Source organism: Paenibacillus prosopidis (genome assembly GCF_003337375.1).
In the GTDB taxonomy this organism is placed as follows: Bacteria; Bacillota; Bacilli; order Paenibacillales; family Paenibacillaceae; genus Pristimantibacillus; species Pristimantibacillus prosopidis.
In genome coordinates this window covers 129,190-153,452 of sequence record NZ_QPJD01000001.1, presented here as the reverse complement: position 1 = coordinate 153,452, position 24,263 = coordinate 129,190, and the positions used below count along the sequence as shown (strand labels likewise).

18 protein-coding genes and 1 other annotated feature (1 of these 19 running past the window's edge) are annotated in these 24,263 nt (G+C 47.6%); of the genes, 8 read left to right on the top strand and 10 right to left on the bottom strand.

The window, feature by feature from the left end; all coding sequences use genetic code 11:
- Positions 1–129: a binding site (T-box leader), on the bottom strand (it extends 109 nt beyond the left edge of the window).
- 2 nt (positions 130–131) lie between these two features.
- On the bottom strand, positions 132–581 hold the full coding sequence (locus DFP97_RS00645; RefSeq protein ID WP_181873321.1) for a RidA family protein: 450 nt from the start codon (positions 579–581) through the stop codon (positions 132–134).
- A 780-nt stretch (positions 582–1,361) separates the two neighbouring features.
- Here DFP97_RS00645 and DFP97_RS00640 point away from each other — a divergent pair.
- Entirely contained in the window at positions 1,362–2,039 is a 678-nt protein-coding gene (locus DFP97_RS00640) for a class I SAM-dependent methyltransferase (RefSeq protein ID WP_114378057.1), read from the top strand.
- Positions 2,040–2,154: 115 nt separating this feature from the next.
- Here DFP97_RS00640 and DFP97_RS00635 read toward each other — a convergent pair whose 3' ends face one another.
- On the bottom strand, positions 2,155–2,736 hold the full coding sequence (locus tag DFP97_RS00635; RefSeq protein WP_114378056.1) for a type 1 glutamine amidotransferase family protein: 582 nt from the start codon (positions 2,734–2,736) through the stop codon (positions 2,155–2,157).
- A 146-nt stretch (positions 2,737–2,882) separates the two neighbouring features.
- Here DFP97_RS00635 and DFP97_RS00630 point away from each other — a divergent pair, with 146 nt between their 5' ends.
- Positions 2,883–3,842: a helix-turn-helix transcriptional regulator gene (locus DFP97_RS00630; protein ID WP_181873297.1), complete on the top strand. Its 960-nt coding sequence runs from the start codon at positions 2,883–2,885 to the stop codon at positions 3,840–3,842.
- A 56-nt stretch (positions 3,843–3,898) separates the two neighbouring features.
- Here the strand turns inward: DFP97_RS00630 and DFP97_RS00625 are convergent, their stop codons facing one another.
- The gene (locus DFP97_RS00625) at positions 3,899–4,579 is read right to left on the bottom strand and encodes an S-layer homology domain-containing protein (RefSeq protein ID WP_114378054.1); all 681 of its coding nucleotides are present in this window, start codon (positions 4,577–4,579) and stop codon (positions 3,899–3,901) included.
- A gap of 433 nt (positions 4,580–5,012) precedes the next feature.
- Between DFP97_RS00625 and DFP97_RS00620 the strand changes: the two genes are divergently transcribed.
- The 6 genes from DFP97_RS00620 (at position 5,013) to DFP97_RS00595 (ending at position 11,261) form a co-directional block, all read left to right on the top strand.
- On the top strand, positions 5,013–6,425 hold the full coding sequence (locus DFP97_RS00620; protein ID WP_114378053.1) for a stalk domain-containing protein: 1,413 nt from the start codon (positions 5,013–5,015) through the stop codon (positions 6,423–6,425).
- Between the two features lie 19 nt (positions 6,426–6,444).
- Positions 6,445–7,308 carry a phosphate ABC transporter substrate-binding protein gene (locus DFP97_RS00615; protein WP_114378052.1) on the top strand — a complete coding sequence of 288 codons (864 nt, stop codon included), beginning with the start codon at positions 6,445–6,447 and terminating at the stop codon, positions 7,306–7,308.
- 104 nt (positions 7,309–7,412) lie between these two features.
- On the top strand, positions 7,413–8,375 hold the full coding sequence (pstC, locus tag DFP97_RS00610) for a phosphate ABC transporter permease subunit PstC (protein WP_114378051.1): 963 nt from the start codon (positions 7,413–7,415) through the stop codon (positions 8,373–8,375).
- Complete coding sequence (gene pstA, locus DFP97_RS00605; RefSeq protein ID WP_114378050.1) at positions 8,372–9,277, top strand: phosphate ABC transporter permease PstA; 906 nt, start codon at positions 8,372–8,374, stop codon at positions 9,275–9,277. Before pstC ends, pstA begins: the two co-directional genes overlap by 4 nt.
- A 137-nt stretch (positions 9,278–9,414) precedes the next feature.
- Positions 9,415–10,191, top strand: a complete 777-nt coding sequence (locus tag DFP97_RS00600; RefSeq protein ID WP_114378049.1) for a 3'-5' exonuclease — start codon at positions 9,415–9,417, stop codon at positions 10,189–10,191.
- Positions 10,192–10,382: 191 nt separating this feature from the next.
- On the top strand, positions 10,383–11,261 hold the full coding sequence (locus tag DFP97_RS00595; RefSeq protein ID WP_114378048.1) for a DMT family transporter: 879 nt from the start codon (positions 10,383–10,385) through the stop codon (positions 11,259–11,261).
- Positions 11,262–11,319: 58 nt separating this feature from the next.
- Here the strand turns inward: DFP97_RS00595 and DFP97_RS00590 are convergent, their stop codons facing one another.
- From DFP97_RS00590 to DFP97_RS00555, 7 genes are all read right to left on the bottom strand, one after another.
- Positions 11,320–18,855 (bottom strand): pullulanase, encoded by a 7,536-nt coding sequence (locus DFP97_RS00590; RefSeq protein WP_114378047.1) that lies wholly within the window; start codon positions 18,853–18,855, stop codon positions 11,320–11,322.
- Positions 18,856–19,562: 707 nt separating this feature from the next.
- Positions 19,563–19,988: a DUF6157 family protein gene (locus DFP97_RS00580; RefSeq protein ID WP_114378045.1), complete on the bottom strand. Its 426-nt coding sequence runs from the start codon at positions 19,986–19,988 to the stop codon at positions 19,563–19,565.
- 100 nt (positions 19,989–20,088) lie between these two features.
- The gene (locus DFP97_RS00575) at positions 20,089–20,835 is read right to left on the bottom strand and encodes a GDSL-type esterase/lipase family protein (RefSeq protein WP_245975777.1); all 747 of its coding nucleotides are present in this window, start codon (positions 20,833–20,835) and stop codon (positions 20,089–20,091) included.
- A gap of 162 nt (positions 20,836–20,997) precedes the next feature.
- Complete coding sequence (locus tag DFP97_RS00570; RefSeq protein WP_114378043.1) at positions 20,998–21,402, bottom strand: VOC family protein; 405 nt, start codon at positions 21,400–21,402, stop codon at positions 20,998–21,000.
- A 225-nt stretch (positions 21,403–21,627) separates the two neighbouring features.
- Positions 21,628–22,554, bottom strand: coding sequence for a phosphotransferase family protein (locus DFP97_RS00565; protein WP_181873295.1), 927 nt, complete (start codon positions 22,552–22,554; stop codon positions 21,628–21,630).
- A 413-nt stretch (positions 22,555–22,967) separates the two neighbouring features.
- Positions 22,968–23,360 (bottom strand): ankyrin repeat domain-containing protein, encoded by a 393-nt coding sequence (locus DFP97_RS00560; protein ID WP_114378041.1) that lies wholly within the window; start codon positions 23,358–23,360, stop codon positions 22,968–22,970.
- Between the two features lie 27 nt (positions 23,361–23,387).
- Positions 23,388–24,245: an ankyrin repeat domain-containing protein gene (locus tag DFP97_RS00555; RefSeq protein WP_114378040.1), complete on the bottom strand. Its 858-nt coding sequence runs from the start codon at positions 24,243–24,245 to the stop codon at positions 23,388–23,390.
- Between the last annotated feature and the right edge of the window lie 18 nt (positions 24,246–24,263).

Here is a 24,263-nt window from a genome sequence, read left to right as displayed (position 1 = left end):
GAGCTTACTTTATATTCAGCCCGCTTCTCGGAGATGGCTTTCCGCTAACGCCCGAACATTGGTTTTCAGCTGCCCCAACTCTCTGTTCGATCAGGCGTTTAACGTACTCTTTCTCGTCATCGAATGTAAAGCTATTCAACTTGAAATATCGAATCCACGATAACCGGAAGATTGTCTCTCAGCGAATTGGCGCCCAGCACCGACCTGGCATGCTGGCCCTTCTCGCCGAAAACCTCCAGCATAAAATCCGAAAACCCGTTTAATACTTTATGATGCTCTTCAAATTCCGGTACCGCATTTACATAGCCCTGCACTTTTACAACTCTTTTGACAAGATCGAGTGATCCCAGCGCATCCTTCAGCACGGCAAGCACTTCAATACCTGCCAGCTTTGCATAATGATAACCCTCTTCGGTTGTGAAGTCCTGACCAAGCTTCCCCTTTGGATGTCCGGAAGGTCCCTTTCCCGAAACAAATAATAAGCCATTTACGATAACGCAGTTCGCATATTTTGCTGCCGGATCGCTTGCCGCCGGGAGTACAATGCCTAGCTGCTCTAGTCTGCTCTCAATTGAATTTATGATTTGGGGTTCCCCCTTTGACAGCACCGTTTTTAAAATTTCACCAATGATAACATTAAACGTTAAGGAGCACAATACCCATTTTTCTCCTTTTTCAACTAATGATCGTTTGCCGCCGCACAATCGAAAAACAGCAGCTCGGGCATTATTCTTTTAACCATAACATTCATTAACAGCATGTATATTTAAGCTGATTTTTTATCCGTTATACCATGCTCTAGCAGGTGCATTTTTGCATATTTACACCTCATATGGCGCGTCAGTCCGGAGTGGGCACTTTAAGTGCTTTTTTTACACCTTATTTGGCGCGTCAGTCCGGAGTGGGTGCTTTGTAAGCATCAATTAACCCCCACCTTAAGTCGTACTAGGGCCAATACCTTCGTCGCTTCTTCTAAAAGCCCGATCCATAAATATATACGATTTTTCGAACATAATTGGCGGGATTCATGCAAAAAGACAAATTATATACGATTTTTCACATAGATTTTTCACTTTAGCCAGCCCAGGGAATTTTCTATATGATATTTCATATATAATGGCCGCGTTTCAGAGCATCTAGACGTCCCTTGTTGTCGTTACGGGGATGCCTTCAGGATCAATGAATACTTCTTCGCCTGAGCCGGCCGTCCCGAACCTCATTGGCCGCGCCAGCCCATGGTGGGTTATAGGAGTAGTTTAGCTTGATAGTATATACCTATAAACTATATACACTTTATATATTTCTGTTTATAGGAAAGTACATGTAATATACAAACTAATTCCTACCGAGGAGGCATTTGCATGAGTGATTTCGTGAAAAAACAATTTGATGCCGTTGCCCGGGATTACGACCGTCAGCGCCGTCAGCTGATCCCTTGCTTTGATGATTTTTACGGGATGGCAGCTGCTTGGGTCAACTGTGACAATGATGCGCCGCATATTTTGGACTTAGGTGCCGGAACCGGACTTTTCTCCTCGTTCATACGCAGCAAATATCCGAAAGCAACGCTAACTTTAATAGACTTGAGCGTAGAAATGCTGAAGGAAGCGCGCCGCAGGTTCGGTGATGATCAAGCTGTGAACTATATTACGGCCGACTACGCTGCCTATCCGTTCACACAGCAATATGACGCTGTCATTTCCTCCTTGTCTATCCATCACCTGCCTCATCCTGATAAAAAAACACTATTTCGCAAGGTACATGACCTGTTAATCGAAGGAGGCACTTTTATCAATGTGGATCAGGCAGCTGGAACAACGCCCTTTATCGACAACTATTATATGACGCAATGGGAAAACGCCATACGGCAGAGCGGGCTGGCCGCCGAGGCAATTGAAGCCTCCATTGTACGAAGAAAAATCGACCATAACGCTACAGTACATGATCAGCTTGAATGGCTAAAGGAAGCTGGTTTTTCAGATGCGGACTGCATATATAAACACAATGGGTTTGCCGTCTTTGCCGCTCTAAAAAGATAACCACACCCGACTCGAGAACGGGCACATATAGGTGCAAGCAAATTTATACAAAAAAACACATGACAGCAGCCGAAAACCTGCCATCATGTGTTTTTTATCGTTCAGATCCCTATGTTCAAGCGCTGATAATCCCATTTTTGAATATGCCATACCACTGCTCCAGCACTTCACCTTGATAAACATTTAGTTTTTCTAAGATGAGCTTAGTAAACTCAACCGCTGCGCTTCCGTTAGCCGTTATTAACTGACGGTCAACGACAGCCTGCGCTTCCACATAATGCTCATCGCCGGAATAATTAGGCGCACCAAGCTTTAGATCAGGCAATGAATTACTGGTATGATTATGCTGTTCGAGAAACCCGTGCCTTCCGAGAAAAGTCGTAGCATCGCAAATAGCCGCTACACCAGCTTCCCGCTCGAAGCAGTGTTGAATCAACTCCTTCGCCTGCACATTAATCGGATCGCTCCAGCCGGTTCCGCCTGGAACGATGAGCATGGGGATGTCCAGAAGCGCCAAATCGGTGCTCATATCATAATCCGGCAGCACCCTTAACCCCCCCATCGATGTTTTCGGCTCAAGATCCACCGCTATCGTTTTTACCTGGTAACCCGAATTTGGTTTATTCAGCTCCGCGCAAACGTAACTGGCCTCCCAATCCGCAAATCCATCCGTAAGAAATACAAGCACTTGTTTCATATCTAATCCCTCCGCAGCTCGTTAATGTCGTTCATATACATAGATTAACCCATGTCCCCTGACAAAGGCTGTCAGTGAATCGGAATCATTTTTCGAAGGGCATGCCCGCAGCTTGTACGTTATACTGGCTACAGGGGGGATTGCGTATGGCAAAATGGGATAACATGCTCAAAATATTGTGGATGCTCCGTTCTAGTAATATGACTGCCGAGCAGCTCGCCGAGGATTTAGAGATGAGTGTTCGAACCGTCTACCGGTATATTGATGCGCTATGCGCCAGCGGGGTGCCGATTATCGCGGAACCCGGGCATGACGGAGGTTACTCGCTGCCGGGCTCGTTCAAGCAAGCTCCCTTATTTTTCGATCCCGCTGAATTAAAAGCCGTCTTACATGCCGCGCTATTCGCTCAAGGCGCAGGGTATCCTCTCGAGGATGATTTGCAGCGAGCGCTGCAAAAGATTCAGCTCTATCACAGCGAGAAGCAGCCGGATGATTGGGAGCGACAAATGCGGGGGATGGACATCCTTCCATCTCCACAACAACAATCATTAAAACCAGCTCTGCAACTGCTGGAGAAAAGTGTGGCAGACGGACTGACTGTCCGCGTCCACTATGCGAAGAATGCTGAAGCGGAGCCCGAGCTGCGCGAGCTCGATCCTTATGGATTAGCGTACCGGTCGAATAAATGGTATATCGCTGCGTATTGTCACAGGAGACAGGATGTACGAACATTTCGCGTCGATCGTATGCAGCAGCTTGTCGTAACCGGGCGCACATTCCTTATTCCGCGGGATTTTTCTGTTAAGACTTATTTTGAACAGGTTACGGCTGTACAAGAAACAGGCGGCGATGAAGCCTGCTTCGTACTTATCGAGGGAACAGCAGATAGTCTGAAGCGGCTTACCGGTCATTGGTATTTGCGGAACTGCGTAGTAAAGCGCGACGGCCAAACGCTTGGGCTGCGAATAGATGAAGAGGTAATGATGAAATATTTGCCTTCATTATTGTTATCCTATACCTCGACCGTCCGCGTCCTGGAGCCTCTAAGCTTGAAGCTTGAGATTGGCAAAATCGTGCGTGAGCTATATGGTTTCTACTGCCCATAATAAAAAGTAGTTGAGGAGGCCTTTTGCTCTCTGCTCAACTACTTTCGGATTTTTTATTAGCTGTTTGACTCCGGCTCCATGACGGTATTATCTTTATGGGCTTCAATAAAGCTTAGCGCATCGTACAAAATGGAAGCTGCTTCAGCCCGGTTAACGATATGCTGCGGATCGAAGTTTCCTTCGTCATCCAAGGCGACGATTTTGTATAGCAGCGCACGCTGAATCGTACCTTGGTACTCCACTGTGATATCCTTCTCGTCAAGAATAGGTATGAACATTTTTACGGTAGGATATTGGCCGGTAAGCTCAATCGCCTGTACCAGGTAATGAATGAACTGCTCCTTGGTCAATGGCGCCTGAGGATCAATATCAGCCGGGATATCCAGGCCGTTATAATGAGCAATGATAAAGTCTTCCGCAAACCACGCATCATTTTTCACCTTCGTATAGAAGCCGTCGGCTGTAGGCGCCTTTTCAAAAGTAAAAGCGGCAAGGCTGATCTGCGTCGTCCGTACAATTAGCGAAATGCCCTGAGCCGCGGTTAGACTGTCTTCCGGTTGGAATTCCGTATCCGTCACTCCTCTTATGATCCCCTTCTCCTGGAGCACTTCAATCTTCAGTTTGTTCTCCACATTTACGATGTCCTTGAAGGTCGAGGCCGCGAAAGCCTGCGTTGTAAAGGATGTAGATAATAACACGACGACAGCTGCCACGGCCGTACTCCATCGTTTCTTCATAGTCGTCCACCTCTTCTTCTTGTTGATTGCTTTCTATCCTTAGAACGTCAACTCGCCATAAAATGTTGCAGCATGGCTGTATTTTGAGACAGTCGAACATTCATAGTTGTACGCTATTTGGTTTGTTAATCGATAGCCTCCAAAATCCATTTCAAAAAAGTAGTCCATTCGTCAGGGAAATTTCTATTGTAAATGGATGCTAAAAATCAATTATCCCTACCTTATGTCCTATCTTTCTTTTACAAATTCCATACAATTTCTAAATAATGGGATAATAAAACGCTGTTATTATCAGTTAGAAATGATCGAACAAGCACGAAACGTTCCGAACAAACACTGCCTAGGAGGGATCAAGCCTACATACATACCGACAAGAGGCCGTCGGACATTCGGTTTATAAAAATATTCGATATGAGAAAGGTGACCCTATTCCATGCAAATGAAAAAAGCAATGGTTATCTCCATGATCGCAGCAGCTCTTAGTGCAACAGCCGTCACTCCCGTATTGGCACAATCCGCTTCCGCAATGCAGGCTGTTCAAATCGGCAGCAAGACGTTTGTCGTCAATGCGAATCCGGTTGCCATTCGGACAATCACCAACGCCGGCGTAACGCTTGCTTCGGTTCGTGACATCGTTAACGCTATCGGTGCAACTCTGCATATTAACAAAGACGGCACCGTTGTCGTTAAGTTTGGTCAAAACACAGTGAAGCTAAAGGCCGCTTCGAAAACAATCACGGTTAACGGCGTTGCTGCTTCCCTTCAGCACCCGGCAAAAGTTGTAAGCTACACGACGTTCATTGAACCGGCAGCATTTGTGAAGGCTTTGGGCGGAACTTATTCTGCGGATGCGGAAAGTGCATCCATCACAACAATCGAGCTTCTTGCAGGAGCAGAGTATGCGGTATGGATCAACTCCTCGAAGCTGCTTGTATCGAATACGAATGAAACCGGGCGCGAAGATTACTTGGTTGACGCTGCAACCGGCAAATACGAGCTTCTGCTCACTTCATCCGATACCTCTGACCTTATCGTTTCCCCGGATGGCATGAGCGTTGCCTACTCCGATGCGAATGGCGCTGTCTACACGATTGATTTGAGCACGAAAAAATCGGTGCAAGTAAGCACGGACAGCTCGATCAAGAACGAGCTGCAATGGTCGCAGGACGGTTCGTCCCTCTTCTTCCTGCAAGGCGACAAAAGCTCCGTAATCGCGAAGCTGAAGCTGGCAGACGGAACTGTCTCCAAAGTACTTGAGGACAAGGTCGATTACAAAGCGAACTTGGAAGTATCGGCAGACGGCACAAAATTTGCTTATTACGTGTTGAAGCAGCCTAAGGTAACGGCTGACAGCAGCAAAGAAGTTGAGCTTGATGACGTAGCGATCGATGCGACCGGCACTGAGCCGCAAATTTACTACTATGACTCTGCTGTTGCTGGAAACAAACCGGTACAGCTTACAAAGGACGCAAATGACAAAGTATTCCTAGAGCTGGCGGCTGACGGTTCCAAGGTGAACTACGTGAGCGTAAGCGCAGACGATGCAAGCGTCGGTCAATTGGTTTCCGTAGACAACACGGGCAGCTCCAGCACGACTGTCTTCGCTGACAAGGATGTATACCAGCTCGTTCAGGGCGGAAGCAAGCTTTACCTTTTGACTGCAGACGGTGACAGCACCAACGCGATCTACGAGATTGACAGCAGCACTGGTGCCAGCAAGCTCATTACAACCGTGTCCGACAGCGTTTCTGAATTGATCGTGTCCGGCAATGCGAATTTCGCAGCGCTTCTGGACGGACAGCTAGCTGTTTCCGTCAATGGCAAGTGGAAAAACATCACTAACTAATTAATGGAGGTCATACCGAATGAAATGGTTTAAACAACTTACAATCGCTGCACTTATTGCCGTAATCGGCTTCAGCTCAGTACCCGCTTCTACTCCTACTGTTACCGCAGCCAGCAAGCTTAGCGGCAAGATCGTCATTAACGGCTCATCCGCCCTTCTTCCGTTGACATTGCAAGCAGCCAGCGAGTTCAAAAAGTTGCACCCTAAGGTTAAAATTTCCGCATCCGCTGCCGGTTCGATTACAGGACCGCAAGCTGTCCGCAAAGGCATCGCCAACATCGGCGCTGTAGACTGGGATGCTTCGAAAGACGTTCCCGGCTTCAAAAAATTCGAAGGTCAAGTCGCGCACAAGGTAGCTATTATTCCTTTCGCAGCGGTTGTGAACAAGAACGTTACCGCAACTAACCTTACAACAAAAGATTTGCAAGGCATCTTCTCCGGCAAAATTAAAAACTGGAAGGAAGTTGGCGGCAAGGATGCTGAAATTATCGTCGTTAACCGTACTTTTGGTTCCGGTACACGCGTTAATTTCCAAGACAAAGCGCTTGAAGGTACAGATTTCATGACCAAAGGCGATAACTACAAAGAAGTAAAAACGAGCGGCGACATGAAGTCCACGATCGAAACTACGCCTAATGCGATTGGTTATATGGACCTTGCCTACGTAACCGATAAAATGACCGCCGTTAAAATCAATGACATTGCACCAACGGAAGCTAACGTTATTAACGGCAAGTACAAGGTATGGGGCTACGGCTACTACATGACTAAAGGCCAGCCTACCGGTGCAACAAAAGAATTCATCAAATATGTACAAAGCACGAAGTTCCAAAACGGTTCGCTGAAAAAGCTGAAATTCATCCCGATCTCCGCATTGAAATAACCTTCATTTACTGTTTGAACATAAATAAAATGAGTTTGGAAGAGCGGCCGGCTTGCGCGAATAGGCGCCATAGCCGGCCGTTCTTTATCGAGGAGCCGATTATCATGTTGGAAACATCTCACGCCGGGCGGCAGCCGCGACGCGCTGCCGAGCTCGGCAGCGCTATCCGGGCCGGGAGCAAAAAGCCGTTTGACCGGAGATCCCGCCTGTTTTTCACGAACCGCCTGTTCCGTTATTTATGCGTAGCCTGCGCCGGCTTTGTATGCCTTATTCTCTTTATGATCCTGTTTCTCATGTTTCGTACAGGCGTCTTAACCTTCAGCCAAATTTCATTCGCGGACTTCTTCTTCTCTGCGGAATGGAATCCTGAAAATGAACAATACGGTGCTCTTATTTTCATATTCGGCACCTTTGCTTTAACAGCGTTAACGCTTCTTATATGCGTACCTATCTCGCTGATCATTGCCGTCTTCCTGTCCGTTTTCGTACCGGTTTGGCTGAAAAACATGCTCCGTCCCGTTCTCGATCTGCTTGTGGGCATCCCGTCCGTCGTCTATGGCTACCTCGGATTAACGGTACTCATTCCTTTGATACGTGATGTAACAGGCACCGGTATGGGCGATGGCCTGCTCGCTGCAGCATTAGTGCTGACGATTATGGTTCTGCCTACGGTAAGCCGTATAAGCGACGATGCGATTAGTGCGGTTCCTGCAAAATTTAGCGATGCCTCCTACGCATTAGGCGCCACCCGTTTCCAAACGGTATGGAGAGTGCTTCTGCCTTCGGCAAAGGGCGGTATCATGTACGCCGTCATTCTCGGTATGGCCCGTGCAGTCGGCGAGACCATGGCCGTCGTTATGGTTATCGGTAATACGCCGCAGCTGGCTGACAGCCTTTTCAAACCGACATCCGTACTGACGAGCAACATCGTTATGCAAATTTCGAACGTTCCTTTTGATTCCACTTGGAACTATGCCCTTTATTTGATGGGCTTCCTGCTTCTCGTTATTTCATTGGTTATGATCGTTGCCATTCGCTGGCTTCAGAGAAAGGGGATGCAAGCATGAAGCAAGCCGTTACCACGAACCCCTTCGCGAATCCGTTCAGCGGCAAGAAAAGTTTAAACCGGCTAAAAGACCGTCTTTTCACTTCCGTTGTATGGACGCTCGGCATTATTATCATCGCATTCATATTTGGTCTTCTCTATCTTATCCTTCAGGACGGTCTTCCTAAGCTGACGTGGGACTTTCTGTTCGGCCTGCCCAGCGAGATCGAAGAAGGCGGCGGTATTGGTCCGACCCTGCTGAACTCATTCTACATTTTGTTCATTTCATTAGTAATCGCGATTCCGCTCGGGATGGCCGCGGGCATTTATTTGGCCGAATTCGCGCCTGACAATAAGCTGATCGGTTTCGTACGTATTTGCGTAGAAGGACTCGCTTCCGTACCATCCATTATTTTCGGCTTATTCGGTATCGCGCTGTTCGTTGAATATTTCCAGATCGGTCTGACCATTCTCGGCGGCGGCATCAGCCTTGCGTTTCTCAACCTGCCTGTATTGACAAGGGTTACGGAGGAGTCGATCCGGGCCGTTCCAAAGGAGCTGAAGAGCGCTTCCTTCGCGCTTGGCGCCACTCACCTGCAGACCATTTCACGCGCACTTATTCCTGCTTCGCTGAACGGCATCATAACGGGCATCTGTCTTGTTGCCGGACGGGCATTTGGCGAGAGTGCCGTCATTATTTTGACTGCCGGCGTGACGACTTCAGGTGAAATGTGGGATTTCAGTCTGTTCTCCCCTGGCGCTACGCTAGCCGTTCATTTATGGTACGTGCAATCCGAGGCCATTGTCGGCGATGCCCAAGAGATTGCCCAGAAAGCGGCAGCCGTACTCGTATTCGTCGTGCTGCTCATCAATTTATTGTTCCGCATTCCATTATGGCTTAATACCCGCCGTACGAAGCGGTAGAAACTTAAAGCCTCCAGCCCGCCTTAACGGCAGGGATGGAGGCTTTTCCTTTTCCAATATTGTATTCCCCTGCTTGACCGCTTTTTTATGATAAAATGGAAAACACAAGCTATCGCTAACAATCGGGGGTTACAATATTGGATTATATAATTTTGGACATTGAATTCAACGGCCGCAAGTTTGCGAGCGATTTACCGATGGAGGTCATCGAAATCGGAGCAGTCCGCTTAGATTCCTCCTTGCAGCAAAAGGATGTGTTCTCAGCCTTGATCAAACCGGTTTATTTCTCCAAGCTGAACAGCTTTATAAAGAAGAAGACCGGCATTCCGCAGGAGGATATCGATCAAGCAGAACGTTTTCCGAAAGTAATAGCTGCTTTCACCGCATGGCTGAACCGAAGCGATTCGTTCATGCTCGTCACATGGGGCGGTGAGGATTTAAAGCGAATCGTGTTAGACACACGGATGCATAAGCTCGATGACGACTTATGGATGGGCGCCGATTATTTTGATTTACTGAAAGGATTTCTGCGCTACAAAAACATCACGAACGATGTCAGTGTGGAAGCCGCTCTGCTCGATCTCGAAATTACAGCTGAAGGAACGGCACACCGGGCACTTGACGATGCTCTCATGACGGCTGAAGTATTTCGGAAAATTTTCACCGAGCTGGATTTCGGTCTTAAGCAGCAATATAAAGACATGTTTACCAATGCGAAGGAACGAAGAATGGTCAAAAATGCGATTCGGGCGATGAAAGCCCAGAAAATCGTCCCGCAGTGGGAAGTGTTTGCCGAACGTTATTTGGCGGGTAATGCTTCGTTTGAAGATGTCAGGAAGGTTGTAGAGCTTCAGCAGTATTTTGAAGCAGAAATGGAGAAGGCCGGAAATCCTTCGGCAGGAACGGTACGTTAGAAGCTGCGTAAAGACGGAGCTTTTTAGGTGGTTATATGCCACTATAGTGTTATCCTTTTTCAGACGAAGAACGTCCTTTTTGCCGGTTGGCAGAGAGGGCGTTCTTATATTCCAATTGCAAGCCTCATGGTACGTATAGTAGTATTACATGCGGAAGTAACTACTAATGATGTATCGGAGATCCAATCAATATGAGCCGCACTAATAAACCGCTCGCAGCCTATGAACTACTCTACATTATAGGCATTATCGCTATATCGTTCTCCGCTATATTCGTTCGCTGGTCCAGCGCTGATGTGGCTGTTATTGCAATGTACCGCTTATATTTAACCAACCTGCTCATGCTGCCGTTCGTTTGGAAATACCGGGTGGAATTGTTTCAGCTCAGTGCGCGGCAGTGGCGGCTGCTCACCGCTTCCGGCATAATGCTGGCCTTGCATTTTCTGCTTTGGATGGCATCGCTGCGGTTAACGACTGTCGCCAGCTCGACCGTTATCTTAACGTTGGAGCCTGTGCTTGTTATGCTGGGATCTTACTGGCTGTTCCGCACCAAAGCTAATCGTATGATGCTTTGGGGAATGGGAATCGCTCTGGCTGGCTCCATCTTTATTGGATCAGGTGATTTCAAGCTTTCGGAAGAAGCGCTGTTTGGGGATATTCTTTCGCTGCTGGGTGCAGTAGCCATAGCTGCTCATATGCTGATCGGCAAACAGCTCCGGAAGGATACGGGCGTATTTGCTTATAACTTCTGGGTCTTCGCTATTGCCGCTACTTCGCTCGCCCTCTACAATGTCGTTCGCGGAAATTCTTTTACCGGATACAGCTGGAACGAATGGGGCATTTTCTTACTGCTGGCGATTGTCCCGACGTTATTCGGTCATTATCTGTTCAATTGGCTGCTGAAGCATATGAGCGCGACAGCCGTGTCTATGTACGTGCTCGGTGAGCCTGTTATAGCATCGCTGCTCGCTTGGGCGCTTCTCAAGGAAGCATTGACGGGCTACCAGTTGGCGGCAGGCGTATTGATTTTGTTCGGCGTTTGGCTGTTTATCCGTCACGGGAAGGAATAGGCAAAACAAGAAAGAACGTCCATATAGCCGCCGAGCGGTTAAAGGACGTTCTTCTATTTTATTTGCCCAGCAAATTATAGATGACCTGTGCGCTTTCGGCACGGGTCATTTTACCTTTCGGCGCAAAGCTGCCGTCCGGTCTTCCTTGAACCAGACCGAGCTCTGCAGCAGTATTCACAGACTCTTCCGCCCATTTGCTAATTTGATTGCGGTCTGCAAACGTTAATTCCTGTGCCGCCGCTTGAACCGTGATCCCCTTCTTCACTTCATACGCGCGAATAATCATGACGGCCATCTCCTCGCGGCTGATCGGATCATTCGGAGCGAATGCGGTGTCGCTGCGTCCTTTTACAATGCCAAGCCTGCTTGCTGCTGCTACATATGAGGCATACCATCTGCCGTTAGCGATATCGGCGAAGCCTGCTTTTCCTTCCGGCTTCACGCCAAGCGCACGGACCAGCATGGCCGCGAATTCCGCACGGGTTACATAAGCCTGCGGCGCAAACTGCGCAGCGCTAATGCCAGTTACGATATGCTTCGCAGCCAAAGACTTAATTGCAGCCGTTGCCCAGTGGTCTTCTTTCACATCTTCGAAAGACTGATCAAGCTCAAGCACAGCGTATTTGCTGAAATGGGACACTTCCGCCGTCATGACGTCTCCGCTCATCGTTCCTCCGATGTACTCCAGCTTGCCGTCATTGCTCAAGTAATAAACCCCGATTCGATCTTTATTCGCGTCCCCGTTTACCTTGAACGTAAGGATAATCGGCTTTACAAATTTCGTTACCGAAGCCTCTTTGCCATCTTTTGTGATGACGCTCAGCTTAAATTCATAGATGCCGGACGCCGCTTTAAAATCCGCTCGATCCGGCGTATCCATGCCGTTAATCAAAGAGCCGGCAGCAGCAGCGGCAATCGGCTTAGCTTCGAATAAAATACGGGAGCCGTCCGCTTCGCTGCCGGATACAAGCTTTTGAACCAAAGCAAGCACATCATTTGGCAATGTAATCGATAGGCCGGCTGCTTTCAGCTCCAAATCATTGCTTCCAAGTGCAGCAGCTGCTTTAAGAGGCAGAAGCACACTTCCTGTTAGCATTTGCACTTCCACTTTACCGTCCTTGCCGTTTTTTAAGCTATTTTCGTCGATAAGCTGGGAACCAGACTCTGTCGCAGGCGCAGCCGGATTCGCCACGGAGGCCGAAACGCCGCTAACAATAACGGTACCGCCTTCATCTCTTCCCGGCACTTGAAGCATTAGCTGCCGATTAGCCGTTACGGTATAAACCGTACCGCTATACTCATCTTTCGCTTGCGTACCAGCTTTGAACGGAACAGAAATCGTAACTGATTTGCTTTCCGCTGCAGTGTTAATAACGGTCACCACATTTACGTTTCCATATTGCTTGTTGAAGGCCAGGAACCCAAGCGCATCGGAACCGGCGAGCTTCGTTCTGGTCCCCTTGGAATATTCCTTAGAAAACTTCGCACGAATGTTCAGCAGCTTCTTGTAATGATCATGAAGCGCCTGTTCCGCCGTCAACTGATCCCATGGCATATCGCCCCGGTTTTCACTGAACTTTCCGGCGCTCATATCACTTGCGTTCGCTCCCGAGCGGCCGAGCTCCTCGCCGTAGTAAATAACAGGCTGGCCTTTTGCCGTAATCTGAAGCGCGGCTGCGATTTTCAGCTTGCCCTTATCCCCGTCCACATAATGGGTCAGGAAGCCGTTCTCGTCATGGCTGCTCAGGAATTGGCCCATGGTGCTCGTGTTATCCAACTTCGTCTCACGGTCTGCCAAGTAGGCGTCGACCGCATCAATGCTTCCGTTCACGAAGTCCCTCGCTTTGCCCTTAAAGCCAAAATCGAGAAGACTGTCCATTTGACCGCTGCGAAGCATACCGCCGTCGCCGTCTACCGTAGCGCCGAATTGTTCGCCGATCATTTTGAAGCCCGGATCGATCGCAGTTAAAGCATTTTTGAATGCCTTCCACGTTGTGCTATCAACGTGCTTCACCGTATCGACACGGAAATAATCGATCGTATCTCCGCGTTCCGTTCTGGCTCTATCCAACCAGGCAGCCTGCCATTCAATGATCTTCCCGCGCACGGCAGGGTCTTCCGTTTTCAAATCCGGAAGTCCGTCCAGCTCGCCTTCAACCGGATTTGTGCCGGCTTGAACGCCGTTCGTTCTAAGCATATTGGCGAATCTCTCTTTATCCTCCGCCGTAATGCCAGGCCTGCTGTCAGCAGGCTTTAGCCCGTAGCCTGTATGGTTAAGCACGACATCAACCATAATTTTAATGCCTTTATCATGGGCTTTATCGATAAGCTCCTTGAACGTTCCCATATCGCCGAGATGCTCGTCGAGCTTCGTAAAGTCCTTCGCCCAATATCCGTGGTACCCATATTGCTTGCTGTTAAAATCGGCGCCTTTGTTAAAATCGATATTGTCGACGATCGGGGTAATCCACAAGGTATTGATGCCAAGCTCCTTCAAGTAATCCAGCTTATCGATCATGCCTCTGAAGTCGCCGCCATGATAAGCTTCAAGATGCTCCTTATCAACATCCGCATTATTCGCGGCTTCTCCATCTGCGAAACGATCCGTAAGCGCGAAATAGATACGGGCCTCATCCCAATCAAAGTCAAGGCTGCCCGCAAACGTTCTCGCCTTCACCGTTACCTTGCCGGTATGCATATGCTTATTGCCAAATTCGTCCACCAGCGTAATAGGTATATTTTTGGTACCGGCAGTAACCGTATCCTTCACGGAAATCGTTTGTGCCATCAAGTCGGTATCAAAATAAACTTTAGCCGGTCCGCCTAACACCGAAAGGTCCATAAAGCCATCTGTAAACGAAACCTCTTCCGATGCGGCAGCCTGAATGCTCAATACCGCATTTTCGTTATACGATATCGAAGCCGGATTGACGGATGCCGTCATTGTGACGACCGGCTTCTTATATGTGACGACCGATTTGCCGTCTGCCGTATTTTGTGGATCTGTTATTTCAGCCGTGGATCCATCCTTCGTTACGAGGAAGGTGTACGCATACGTTCCGCCCTCTAAGTCGGCAAGGGTATAGGCAAACCATTCTTTAGCCGCGTCATAAACCATGTTGTACTCGGTGCCATTTACTTTCACTTTCACGCCTGATATTTGGCTCGATTGTCCGCTCTTAAACAACGCATCGTCCCGATACAGGAACGTAATGTCGCCGTTCTGCAGAATAGGTCCGCCAATGGTCGGTAGAATATCAAGCTGACTGACCATGCTGGTGACATTTACTTTTGTAAAAGCTGCCCCTGCTGCAACCGGAATGACGCGGTCGTCCGGGATATCCTGCTTCGCGGTATTCCAATCCGTCCCTTTGCGAAGCACGAAGCCGACGCTTGTCGTATCCTGAGCGATTTCAATCATGACCGTAGCCACTCCGTTTTCAATCTTGTCAAAAAGGATTTGATCGTTTCTCACTCCCGTGTTCCATACCCAAAGATTCCAATCCGTATAGTTTTGGTCCGGACGAATGTAATTCAATTGGACATATCGTTTGACTGAATCCGTCGTAACGGATACGGCAATGCTCGCGGTAACTCCTTGATACGTAACCGTAATGATTGCATTTCCTGCACCGACTGCCCTTACCATGCCATCCGTTGTTACAGCTGCAACCTCCGGCTTATCGGACGAGTAAGAAGCTGCGTCAGTTACCTTTTTCTTGCTTCCGTCGCTGTATTTTGCATAAACCGCCGTTTGGCGTGAAGTTCCTGTCTGCAGCGAGTAGCTGGCGCTGTCGAGTTCAATCGCTGCGAGGGTCGGAGCCGCTGCTTCCATTTTAATAATGACGGCCGTTAAAGGGGCAAGAGTGATCGAGCTTGCCGTCAGCTCAAAGCCAGATGGGCTTGCTACAGCCTCGGTTCCCGCCTCATCGTTGTCCGCCAGCACGGTGCCGGACGTTAAATCCTCAGAAAGCGTAAGCGTTCTTTCATCGATGTCAGCATTCATAAACACATAATAATGGCCGGTTCCATCCGTTGCTTTATTTTTATACCCGATGACTAAATCGCTTGCCTTCATTTCCGGAGCAGGAATAAGTGTAACATTGGAATCAACTAAATCCTTGTCGCCGAGTCTAAACGTATCCGTATGTTTTCTAAGCGCTATCAGGCCTGCCGTGTATTCTTTCGTCACGTTATTGACCGGATACAGCTCCGCATCGGTCGCTTTCTGCCAATCAAACTTGTTGATTGCATCAGAGGAGTCATAGGAATCATGGATAAAATAACCGAACGGATTTCCCTCTTCATCCTTAAGCTCATGATACTTATGCTCCGGTGTTCCGTCAGCTAACCATTGCTTCGTTCGGCCGTATTCTTGCCCCGCATGCAGGAACGCCGTTCCTTGGGACGTTAAAATAAGCATATTTCCGAGTCTGATCCTTTTGTGAATTTCCAGATCATTGGCCGGTATAGCCGGGTTCTTCTTAATCGATTGGGCAATTACATCATACAAAGGCAGATTGTCGTGGGCTTCGATATATTGCACCATGTCGCCCGGATCATCGTCAGGCGTGTTATCCGGCTGCGCTTTGATATTATTGAATATCGTATTAATACTTCTGGCTCCGCCTGTAATAAATCTGGGCTCCCCTTCGGAACCGAATCCCGATTTCAATTCATTTCGAATTTCATCGGAGAAGACGCCGACGCTATCCGTCTTATTCATCCAGTCTTGGTCCGCGCCTTTGCCGGCTAACGAAGGATCCGACGCGGCCCCGCCGAACGTTCTCCAGCCTTCGCCGATGAACAAAGCGTCCGGATTGATTTGCTCCGCTGCATCGTATGCTTTTTGTACGGAATCATACGTGGCATCACCCATCATATCCCAGCGCATACCGTCGATTTTATATTCGTCGAACCAATATTTAACGGAATCAATCATTAGCTTTTCCGCCATTTTATGACTGGTCGCCAGGTTGTTTCCAAAGCCGCCGATGTTGTTGCCGTTCGCATCTTGGAACGCGTAATAGTTAGGCACGATATCGTTCAGGAAGTCCGCTTTGGCCATATGGGTGTACACCACATCCAGAATGACACCCATACCGGCATCATGTATCGCATCGATTAATCCCTTTAATTCTTTCACTCTGAGTTCAGGATCTGCAGCATTCTCCGAGTATGCGCCATCCGGGGAGAAATAGCCGTGCGGATCGTAGCCCCAGTTATATTCATTGTCTTTGGCTGAATACGCAAGCTCTCTCTCGTTCATATTTGACTCATCGCCATAGTACCAAGCCATGACAGGAAGCAATTGCACATGGGTAACGCCAAGCGATTTTATATAGTCCAGCTTTTCTTTGAATGCGTTATAAGAGCCCCATCTCTCATTATTCAAATCGTTTTCAATGGAAGGATCGGATGTAAAATCCCTTATATGCGCTTCCCAAATGATCGCATCCTCCCTTTGCTCATAGCCTTTAATTTCTGCAAAATCATAATCCGCGGAAGGATCTGTTTCGTCCAGATCAACGATTGCCGCTTTTCCCACCGTGTCTCCGTCAGGTCCGGCTTCACCTTTTGTATTGACTCTGAATGGCGCCATCGACTTCGCATAAGGATCGAGCACCTTTTTGGCGACTCCGTCATTCGTTACTTCATATTGATAGAAATAGCCTTTAAAATCGGTAACGCCTAGAACACCCGGATCGCCTGGCGTAAGGTGCGCCGACCAAACACCTTTCTCGCCTTTCTCTAGAGCTATGCTGCCGACAAGCTGAGTAGAGTCGTTCTTATCGTAGACATTCGCAACGACCGAGCTTGCTTTCGGCGCCCATAGCTTCAGTGTTACGCTGCCTGAGCTATAGGTCGCTCCAAGATCGTTCCCTTCGTAATAATATAATTCATCCAGCATTCTCCAGCCCGCCACGGCCGAAACCGTTTTACCCGAGTAGGTGACGCTAAGCGGCGCATTGTCCAAATGAAAAGAAGCCGTAATTTCAACTGTCTTTTTGTCCTCTTTTAGGATAACTTGATCAATGCCAACGACACCGCCGTTTTTGTCTTTTATCGTGATCGCTGTCTTTAATTCATCCGCTGCCAGACCCTCAGTCATCGTAAATCCGAGAAGCAGCTTGCTTTCGGACAGTATTTCAGCGGATACAAGACCGGTCGGCACCTCCCAATAAGGAGAAACATACACCGTGTTGTCCCCTTGTCTAATCCAAAGGTGATTATATCTATCCAGGAGATTGAACGTTTTATCCCCTCCGTCTTTATCTGCATCGCCTAAGCTTCGATTGACGACCAGGAAACTCATTTTTGTCGCGTTTGGCAAAAGCGGAACATCGATGTAAGCACCGTAACGGTCCACTTTATCTGCGGTGAAAGCGGCAGCGCCCGCTGGCCAATTGGAGGATGGCGTCGCAACCTGATCCCATAACCAAAGGCCGTATGCGCTCTGATTCCCGTCGTCTCTGACATAATGGATGCGGACCGTATTTTCGGGAAGATCTACAGGCTCATAGTAAAATAGTTCATCCGATCCTTCCTGAACCCATATCTCTTTCAATTCCGGCGTGCTTATTGCGACCGCTTTGTCTCCGCCGTCCTTAGAACCGTCGACTCTATTTACGATTAGGAAGCCGACTTTTTTGGCATTATCCATAAGCGGAACGTCGACATAAGCGCCATAACTGTCCGTCTTTCCGGATGGGAAAGCCGTTGCGCCCGCCGGCCAATTGGCAGAAGGCGCCGCAACATTGTCCCACAGCCATACTCCCAGATTCGTATAATTCCCGTCTGCCCGCTTGTAGTGTATGCGAAGATGCTGATCTGGCACCGGATCCGCGTCCGTATCCGGATCGGCCGGCACCGTAAAGTCGGCAGAAACATCATGGTTTCCGGCATTGTATTTAAAAGTGACCGGAAGAGCTTGCGAAAGGCTTAACGTTTTGTTGTCGCCGGGATACGCCGGATCGGTCCATGCCGTACCCAGAACAATCTTATATTCATAGGTGCCTTGGGGTACGTCCTTGGTGACCGTATACACCTGATCAAAATCGGCATCGCCCATAATGGCGCTGGCTCCAGACGGATCCCAGTCGCCCGAGTCCCCTATTTCGCTTTGAAAGCTACCAACGGCTCTAGGGAGCTTATCCGCCGCTATGGGCGTGTAATAAGTAGAATCAGCGATTTTATGAGTATCGTCGTTATAATAAAAAGTTACCGCTGCATCTTCGCTTAATGTCAATTGTATATTACCGCTGTTTTGAGCCCCATTAGGGTTCGTGTAGCTGCTGAAGCCGTAGCTTTCGTTCCAAGCGCCGTCCAGAGCTACTTTAAACTCATAAGTGCCCTTAGGCAGGTTGCCCGTAAAGCTGTAATATCCATTGCCTAGGCTGGTCATCTCGGTTGCCGCAGCGGCCGGATCCCAATCACTGCTGTGACCGAGTTCCGATTGCAGGTCCCCAACCAGCACTACCTTGCTTGGCGCAGCAGCGCTTGATGGTACCGGAAAGCCGGCAACAGTCGACCAAACCAAGGCTATTATTAGCCACATAGATAGCGTCCTCTTTCGTTTCAAAGCAAAACCCATCCGAATGAACCTCCCCAATTTATCGTTCAATTTCGTTCAAACCGATAAAAGAATTCACCTTCGACTGAAACTCAATTACGCTGTAGCTGCACCTCCTTTTGCTTAAAATATAAGTTCATAGTCTTGTGCAATCGTTTGCATAAGTAGCATAATAAATGCAAACGGATCCTTCACCATCTTCCCTGCAGCTTCATATGCACAAAAATAGAGATGAAAGCGTTTGCTTACGTTCATATTAATACTCAAAATAAAGCGATGTCAATTCCTTTTCTCTGTTTCCTCCTCTTTCGACAAGTATATTAGTTCAATAATGCTTATATGACAACGTTTGCGCATTGGTTGAACAATAAAAATGTCAAACACGATTAATGTGTTTGACACGTTTATTTTCAACTATGATGGTAATAACGTTAAATAAACTTTTTAAATAAAGACGGGTACTTTTAAATAAGTTTTTGTTTGATGAATTACCTTAGCGCGGAATCGTCAGCTTTTGGCCAATTACAAGGTATTTATTTAGATCAAGCTTATTAGCTTTTACAATGGCATCCACAGTTATGCCATATTTTTGAGCAATTTTCCAGAGAGTATCTCCACTTTGCACGGTATGATTAACAGAAATAGTTAGTGTTTGCCCGACTTGTAAATATTTCGCCGGATCCAGCCATTGGCAGATACAATCGCATTTTTAAAATGCGAAATGCCTTCTACTTCTTACTGTTCCGCATAGCCGCAAGCACCTTCAAGCTGCCATTGCCGTCTTCCACGAAACGCTGGTAGTCGGGAGACTCCATCGGAACGAGCGCCATTTTTCCCTCGGCGTTGAAATGAATGCCCCAGCCGTATTTTTTCGGGAGCATGGACGCGCGTAAGCAAGCCGTTGGCTTCTGGAAAAACTCGTCCCGAAGCTGAGTGCCCCGTTCGGCCAGTACCTCTGGCGAAATCTCTTTGTGGCGGATATGCGTTTCGTATAATAATTGTTCCTGCGTATAGACGTACGGGGAGTTGGCCACTAACTCATATTCAATGCCAGGCTTTGTTTTTCCGCTTTTCTTATCCGGCGGGACCATCCCTCTCTCTGCAGGGCAATCCGGTGCAACCGTAATGAACGTATCATAATAGTTCCATTCCACAACCAATACCTCCGTAACCTAATCTATCTGGATCTGCTTAATTCCATTATACCCCATTTTTTGTCCTATTCGACCATGCGGCAATCGTGTCCAATACCAATTAAATAACAATCCCATATGCAGACAAACTGTTTCTCAATACCTCAGCCATGATGTTATAGCCAAGTACATTAGGGTGCAGGGAATCATCCGCCAATTCGGGCCGCAATGTTTTTCCGTCAGGGCCCACTAAATAGGTATGGTAATCGATATAGATTGCTTTTTCGTGTTCAGCCATCCTTTTGAGCGCATTGTTATTTGCGGCAAGTAATTCGTTACGGATATCGGTACTGCAATTGGGGCAATAAATGATGGGTTCAAAGTGGAAGCATGGAATATTTCTGCCCGAAGGGAGACTCGAACCGACGATCGGCATAATGCCGTTCTGCTTGGACAGCTGTACCATCATCGTCATATCTCTTAAAATCTCATTATAGATTTGCTCGGGGGTTCTTCTCTGGTTCATTTCAACGGCATCCAGCCTCCATGTATTGTTTGTCCCCCCTAAAATATGAACATACTTAGGCTTTAACTGAATGACGTCTGCCGGAAACCGCCTTAACATCGTATACGTAACGTCTCCGGAAATCCCACGATTGATTATAAATTTGCCGGCTGATCGGAAATAGACCTGTAAATCCCAATACTGCGTAATCGATTCGCCGATAAAATCAAAATCGACTGCGATAGGATGTGAGAGGAGTTGTTCATTGTAGCCGTCGTAGACGGACCGCAAACGATCAGCCGCGGCAATAAATGAAAAGGTGCCAGGTTTAACAATTGGTACTCTTTGTATAGTCGGCAGCAATATCATACCTTCTTTCTTCCCGGGTCCTATCGGATCTGAATTCGTTTTTCTAAAATATGTAGATTTAATCCCTTATAGACTATGCGGCTTTTGATTACATTTTAAAGGCCGGGTCTCCATCAGCGTTGGAGTTCCCGGCCTTTTTACTTTTAAACTATTTCGTTATTCCCTGCAAACCATCAATAGATTTTCATCGGGATCCTTGATAACGAACCAGTGATCGTGCTCGATGCCGGTAACAAGGGTTACGTTATTTTCTTTTACAAATTCATAAGATGCCTGCAGGTCGCTTGTAAGCAGCATAAACGCCGGCGTTTTTATATTGGGGGCGCCTTCAGGTTCTTTTCCTCCCCACCCGGGCATCGTATCCAAAATAATACCTGTACCTTCCATTGGCAGCGGGCAGAGATGACCGTTCATGATTTCGCAATCAGCCTTCAGTCCTAGCAATCGGCAGTACCAATCGCGAGATTTTTCGATATCCCTGACGGGAACAAAGTAGCTGCCGACTTTGTTCTTAATGGGGCTTTTGACAACTTCCGGTTTCTCTTGATTCAGCTCACGCATTTCGATTCCTCCAAATAAAGTTTTAACCGCTTTAGGTACTACCGCTGGCTTATACCATTTGATCCCGCGCTTCATCTTTTTGGTGCCAGGTGTTATAAGTCGATAGCTTGCTGCAAAGCGTTATTCGCGTCCATATTCACCTCTATCCAAAAGAGATTCGGTTGCTAGCATCATCTTACCAAATCAGAAGTGGAAAAACGTGCTGTTTTTTATCAATTAAAATAATTAATGAGCAAGGTTCAATAAATAGTTGCGTAAGTAGTCATAGTCATCTCTCCTGCCCATCTTCGCGTAAAAGCGCATACCGTCTAATCCTTTATAGTAGCGGGCGCCGAGCAGTCTTTCATCAAAGTTAGGAATAGCGATGCCCATTTGTTCCTGATAGTCGCGGAATGCTTGAACGACGTCGTGACCAGTTATAGCACTTTCCGCAATTGAGATATCAATTAGAAAGTCGCCATACACACAGTTTGCGTCAATGATGCCGGTAATCTTGCGTCCATCAGACAAAAGGTTCCAAGCGTGGCAATCGTTATGGACAAAATGGCGGTGCGGCCCATTGAATTTAGAAAAAGCCATTAACCGGGCATAACATTCGTCAAACACGTCCTTCTCCAGAAAAGTAGTATGAAAGAGTTCCGTCCAATTTTCCCAAAAGCTGCCCGTATGATCCTCTTGATAAAAGGAAACGATGTACTGCTCCCATGTGTCGTATGTTCCATTGCCGCTCGCGTCTAACCATCCGAAACCAGCTGTCGAGCTGACGTTTATGTGGTTCATTTTCGAAATAACCTTGACTAGATCGGGCAGCAAATGGCTTCTTTGCTCATCTGGTAAATCAGCCAACATGTTACCCTCCAGACGCTCCGAGATGGAGTAAGTAAGGTTGCCGTATTTACCTTTGCCGAAGCTTCTTGGAAAGGGTACGCCCTGAGAAGACAGCAGATGAGACACAAACTGATCTCTTTCATATGCCCCGCTTAAATCGCTGAACCGGATAACAAATGCTTTTCCGTTATGCTTGAAGAAAAATACGCTGCTCAAATTGCCGCCGCTAACTACCGTTACGTCCTCCACCTGATTTTCATATAGGTTCTTAAGCAGCTGCTGCACGTCCTGAATGCCAATGTTCGGTTTTTCATAGGCTGTCATAAGCATGTTCCACCCTTCGTTTTTTGAATGCAAAAAAGCCGGGAATGAACAAAGCTCATTCCCGGCTTCCATCAAACCGGCCGACGCAAAAAAGATGCTCGGGGCGCTCGGGACGCGCTAAATTGGATAACCTACAGGATAGCGGCTCTCTTTTGTTAGTAGCGTTAGCTATATTGGATTCTATACAGTAGCTTCTCTTGAAATGGGCGTTTTTAAAGGTAGTGGAGTAAGACTCGTCCATTTTTATTGGATAAATCCAATATAGCGCTCGCGAGTTAGACTAAAAGCAGAAAGTTACTGGAAATGTCCAACATACACTCAGCCCGATGGTAGAATATGCTTAAACGCATTAAGTAACGTTTATTCCCTAGCTGTTAGAGTACATTGGTGCCTGTCCAAAGAGTGAGGGCCGCTTACATCTGCTTAAGCAGCTCTACTACCGGAAGTGCATCCGCACCTCCAGCTTCTGCGTGATTAATAAGAGGAATGCCATGCGGACCTAGAGCTGATTTCAGCTCAGGATTGTCTGTAAGGATCGCTTTTACGATGTCAATTTTACCTAACATCGCCGCGGCAAATAAATCAATTCGGGCGCCTCGCGCTAAGAGGAATGCCGCTATTTCTTTTCTCCCCGTATGGGCTGCTGCTCCGAGATCCGTTTCCCAATCTCCTCCGCCCCAATCCCATGCTGCGTTTAACAGGGCAGGTTCTTGCTCAAGAAGCTCTTTTACCCGTTCCAAGTCACCATGCGCATTACCTACAAACTGCTGAACCATTTCAGGCGACAATGCTTGTTTGTTTTCCACTAGTCATTCTCCTTTGAACGTTCATTTTTATTTTAAAAGAGCAGCTGACTCCGGGTGTCCCCTCGTGATCGCCAAGTCGTACGGAGTCTCTCCGCTAAACGTTTTAGCTGTTTTGTCGGCAGAGTGCTGAAGCAATAGTTTAATAATCGATTCCCGGCCGAAAAATGCAGCCACATGGAGAGCATTAAAGCCTTCCCGCCAAGCTCCCTCACACCTTGCGTTCACGTCTGCCCCATGATCGATTAACATTTTTACAATGTGCTCAAAGTTTCCGGCAATCGCAGCGTGAATGGCCATATTATTCAAATTACCGTCTTTGCTTCTAGCGTTAATATCGGCGCCATAAGCAAGCAGAAGCTTTACCGTTTCTTCGTTGCCGAAGTGAGCAGCTAGCCCTAAAGGAGTAAACCCATCTGCGCTCCAGGCAGCCCGCCATTCAGGAGAAAGCTCCAGCAGTTCCTTCACTCTAGCTGTATTTCCAACAGCAGCTGCTTCATAAATATTCAACTCGGCGCCGTTGCTTAGGAGCAGCTCCTTTATCTCATTGGAACGGTAATAAGCAGCCATTAAAACTGCGGTCTCCCCCTTGCTGTTACTTGCATTCACAAGGTCAGCATCTGTATGGATGAGCTCCATCACCTTTTCTATATTGTTTATTTTGACTGCTTCAACCATTTCATTCCGCAGCTGATGAACATCATCCGCAATAACTTGGGCTTTCTTCAGCAACTGCTCCGACGACAGAATACCGGCATTTACGAAATGGGAGACAGCCCTTGAACGATTCGTTTCAAGACCGGATGAAACAAGCAGATCAACCGCTTTCAATGCCGCATCATCTAATCGAATCGAAATGACCACGCTTTGTTTTTTCTTAGACATCATGTTCCTCTTTGCTTTGTG

Coding starts and splice junctions, on each gene's coding strand:
- DFP97_RS00640 (WP_114378057.1), top strand. CDS start 1,362: ATGAGTGATTTCGTGAAAAAACAATTTGATGCCGTTGCCCGGGATTAC.
- DFP97_RS00635 (WP_114378056.1), bottom strand. CDS start 2,736: ATGAAACAAGTGCTTGTATTTCTTACGGATGGATTTGCGGATTGGGAG.
- DFP97_RS00630 (WP_181873297.1), top strand. CDS start 2,883: ATGGCAAAATGGGATAACATGCTCAAAATATTGTGGATGCTCCGTTCT.
- DFP97_RS00625 (WP_114378054.1), bottom strand. CDS start 4,579: ATGAAGAAACGATGGAGTACGGCCGTGGCAGCTGTCGTCGTGTTATTA.
- DFP97_RS00620 (WP_114378053.1), top strand. CDS start 5,013: ATGCAAATGAAAAAAGCAATGGTTATCTCCATGATCGCAGCAGCTCTT.
- DFP97_RS00615 (WP_114378052.1), top strand. CDS start 6,445: ATGAAATGGTTTAAACAACTTACAATCGCTGCACTTATTGCCGTAATC.
- pstC (WP_114378051.1), top strand. CDS start 7,413: ATGTTGGAAACATCTCACGCCGGGCGGCAGCCGCGACGCGCTGCCGAG.
- pstA (WP_114378050.1), top strand. CDS start 8,372: ATGAAGCAAGCCGTTACCACGAACCCCTTCGCGAATCCGTTCAGCGGC.
- DFP97_RS00595 (WP_114378048.1), top strand. CDS start 10,383: ATGAGCCGCACTAATAAACCGCTCGCAGCCTATGAACTACTCTACATT.
- DFP97_RS00590 (WP_114378047.1), bottom strand. CDS start 18,855: ATGGGTTTTGCTTTGAAACGAAAGAGGACGCTATCTATGTGGCTAATA.
- DFP97_RS00570 (WP_114378043.1), bottom strand. CDS start 21,402: ATGCGTGAGCTGAATCAAGAGAAACCGGAAGTTGTCAAAAGCCCCATT.
- DFP97_RS00565 (WP_181873295.1), bottom strand. CDS start 22,554: ATGACAGCCTATGAAAAACCGAACATTGGCATTCAGGACGTGCAGCAG.
- DFP97_RS00555 (WP_114378040.1), bottom strand. CDS start 24,245: ATGATGTCTAAGAAAAAACAAAGCGTGGTCATTTCGATTCGATTAGAT.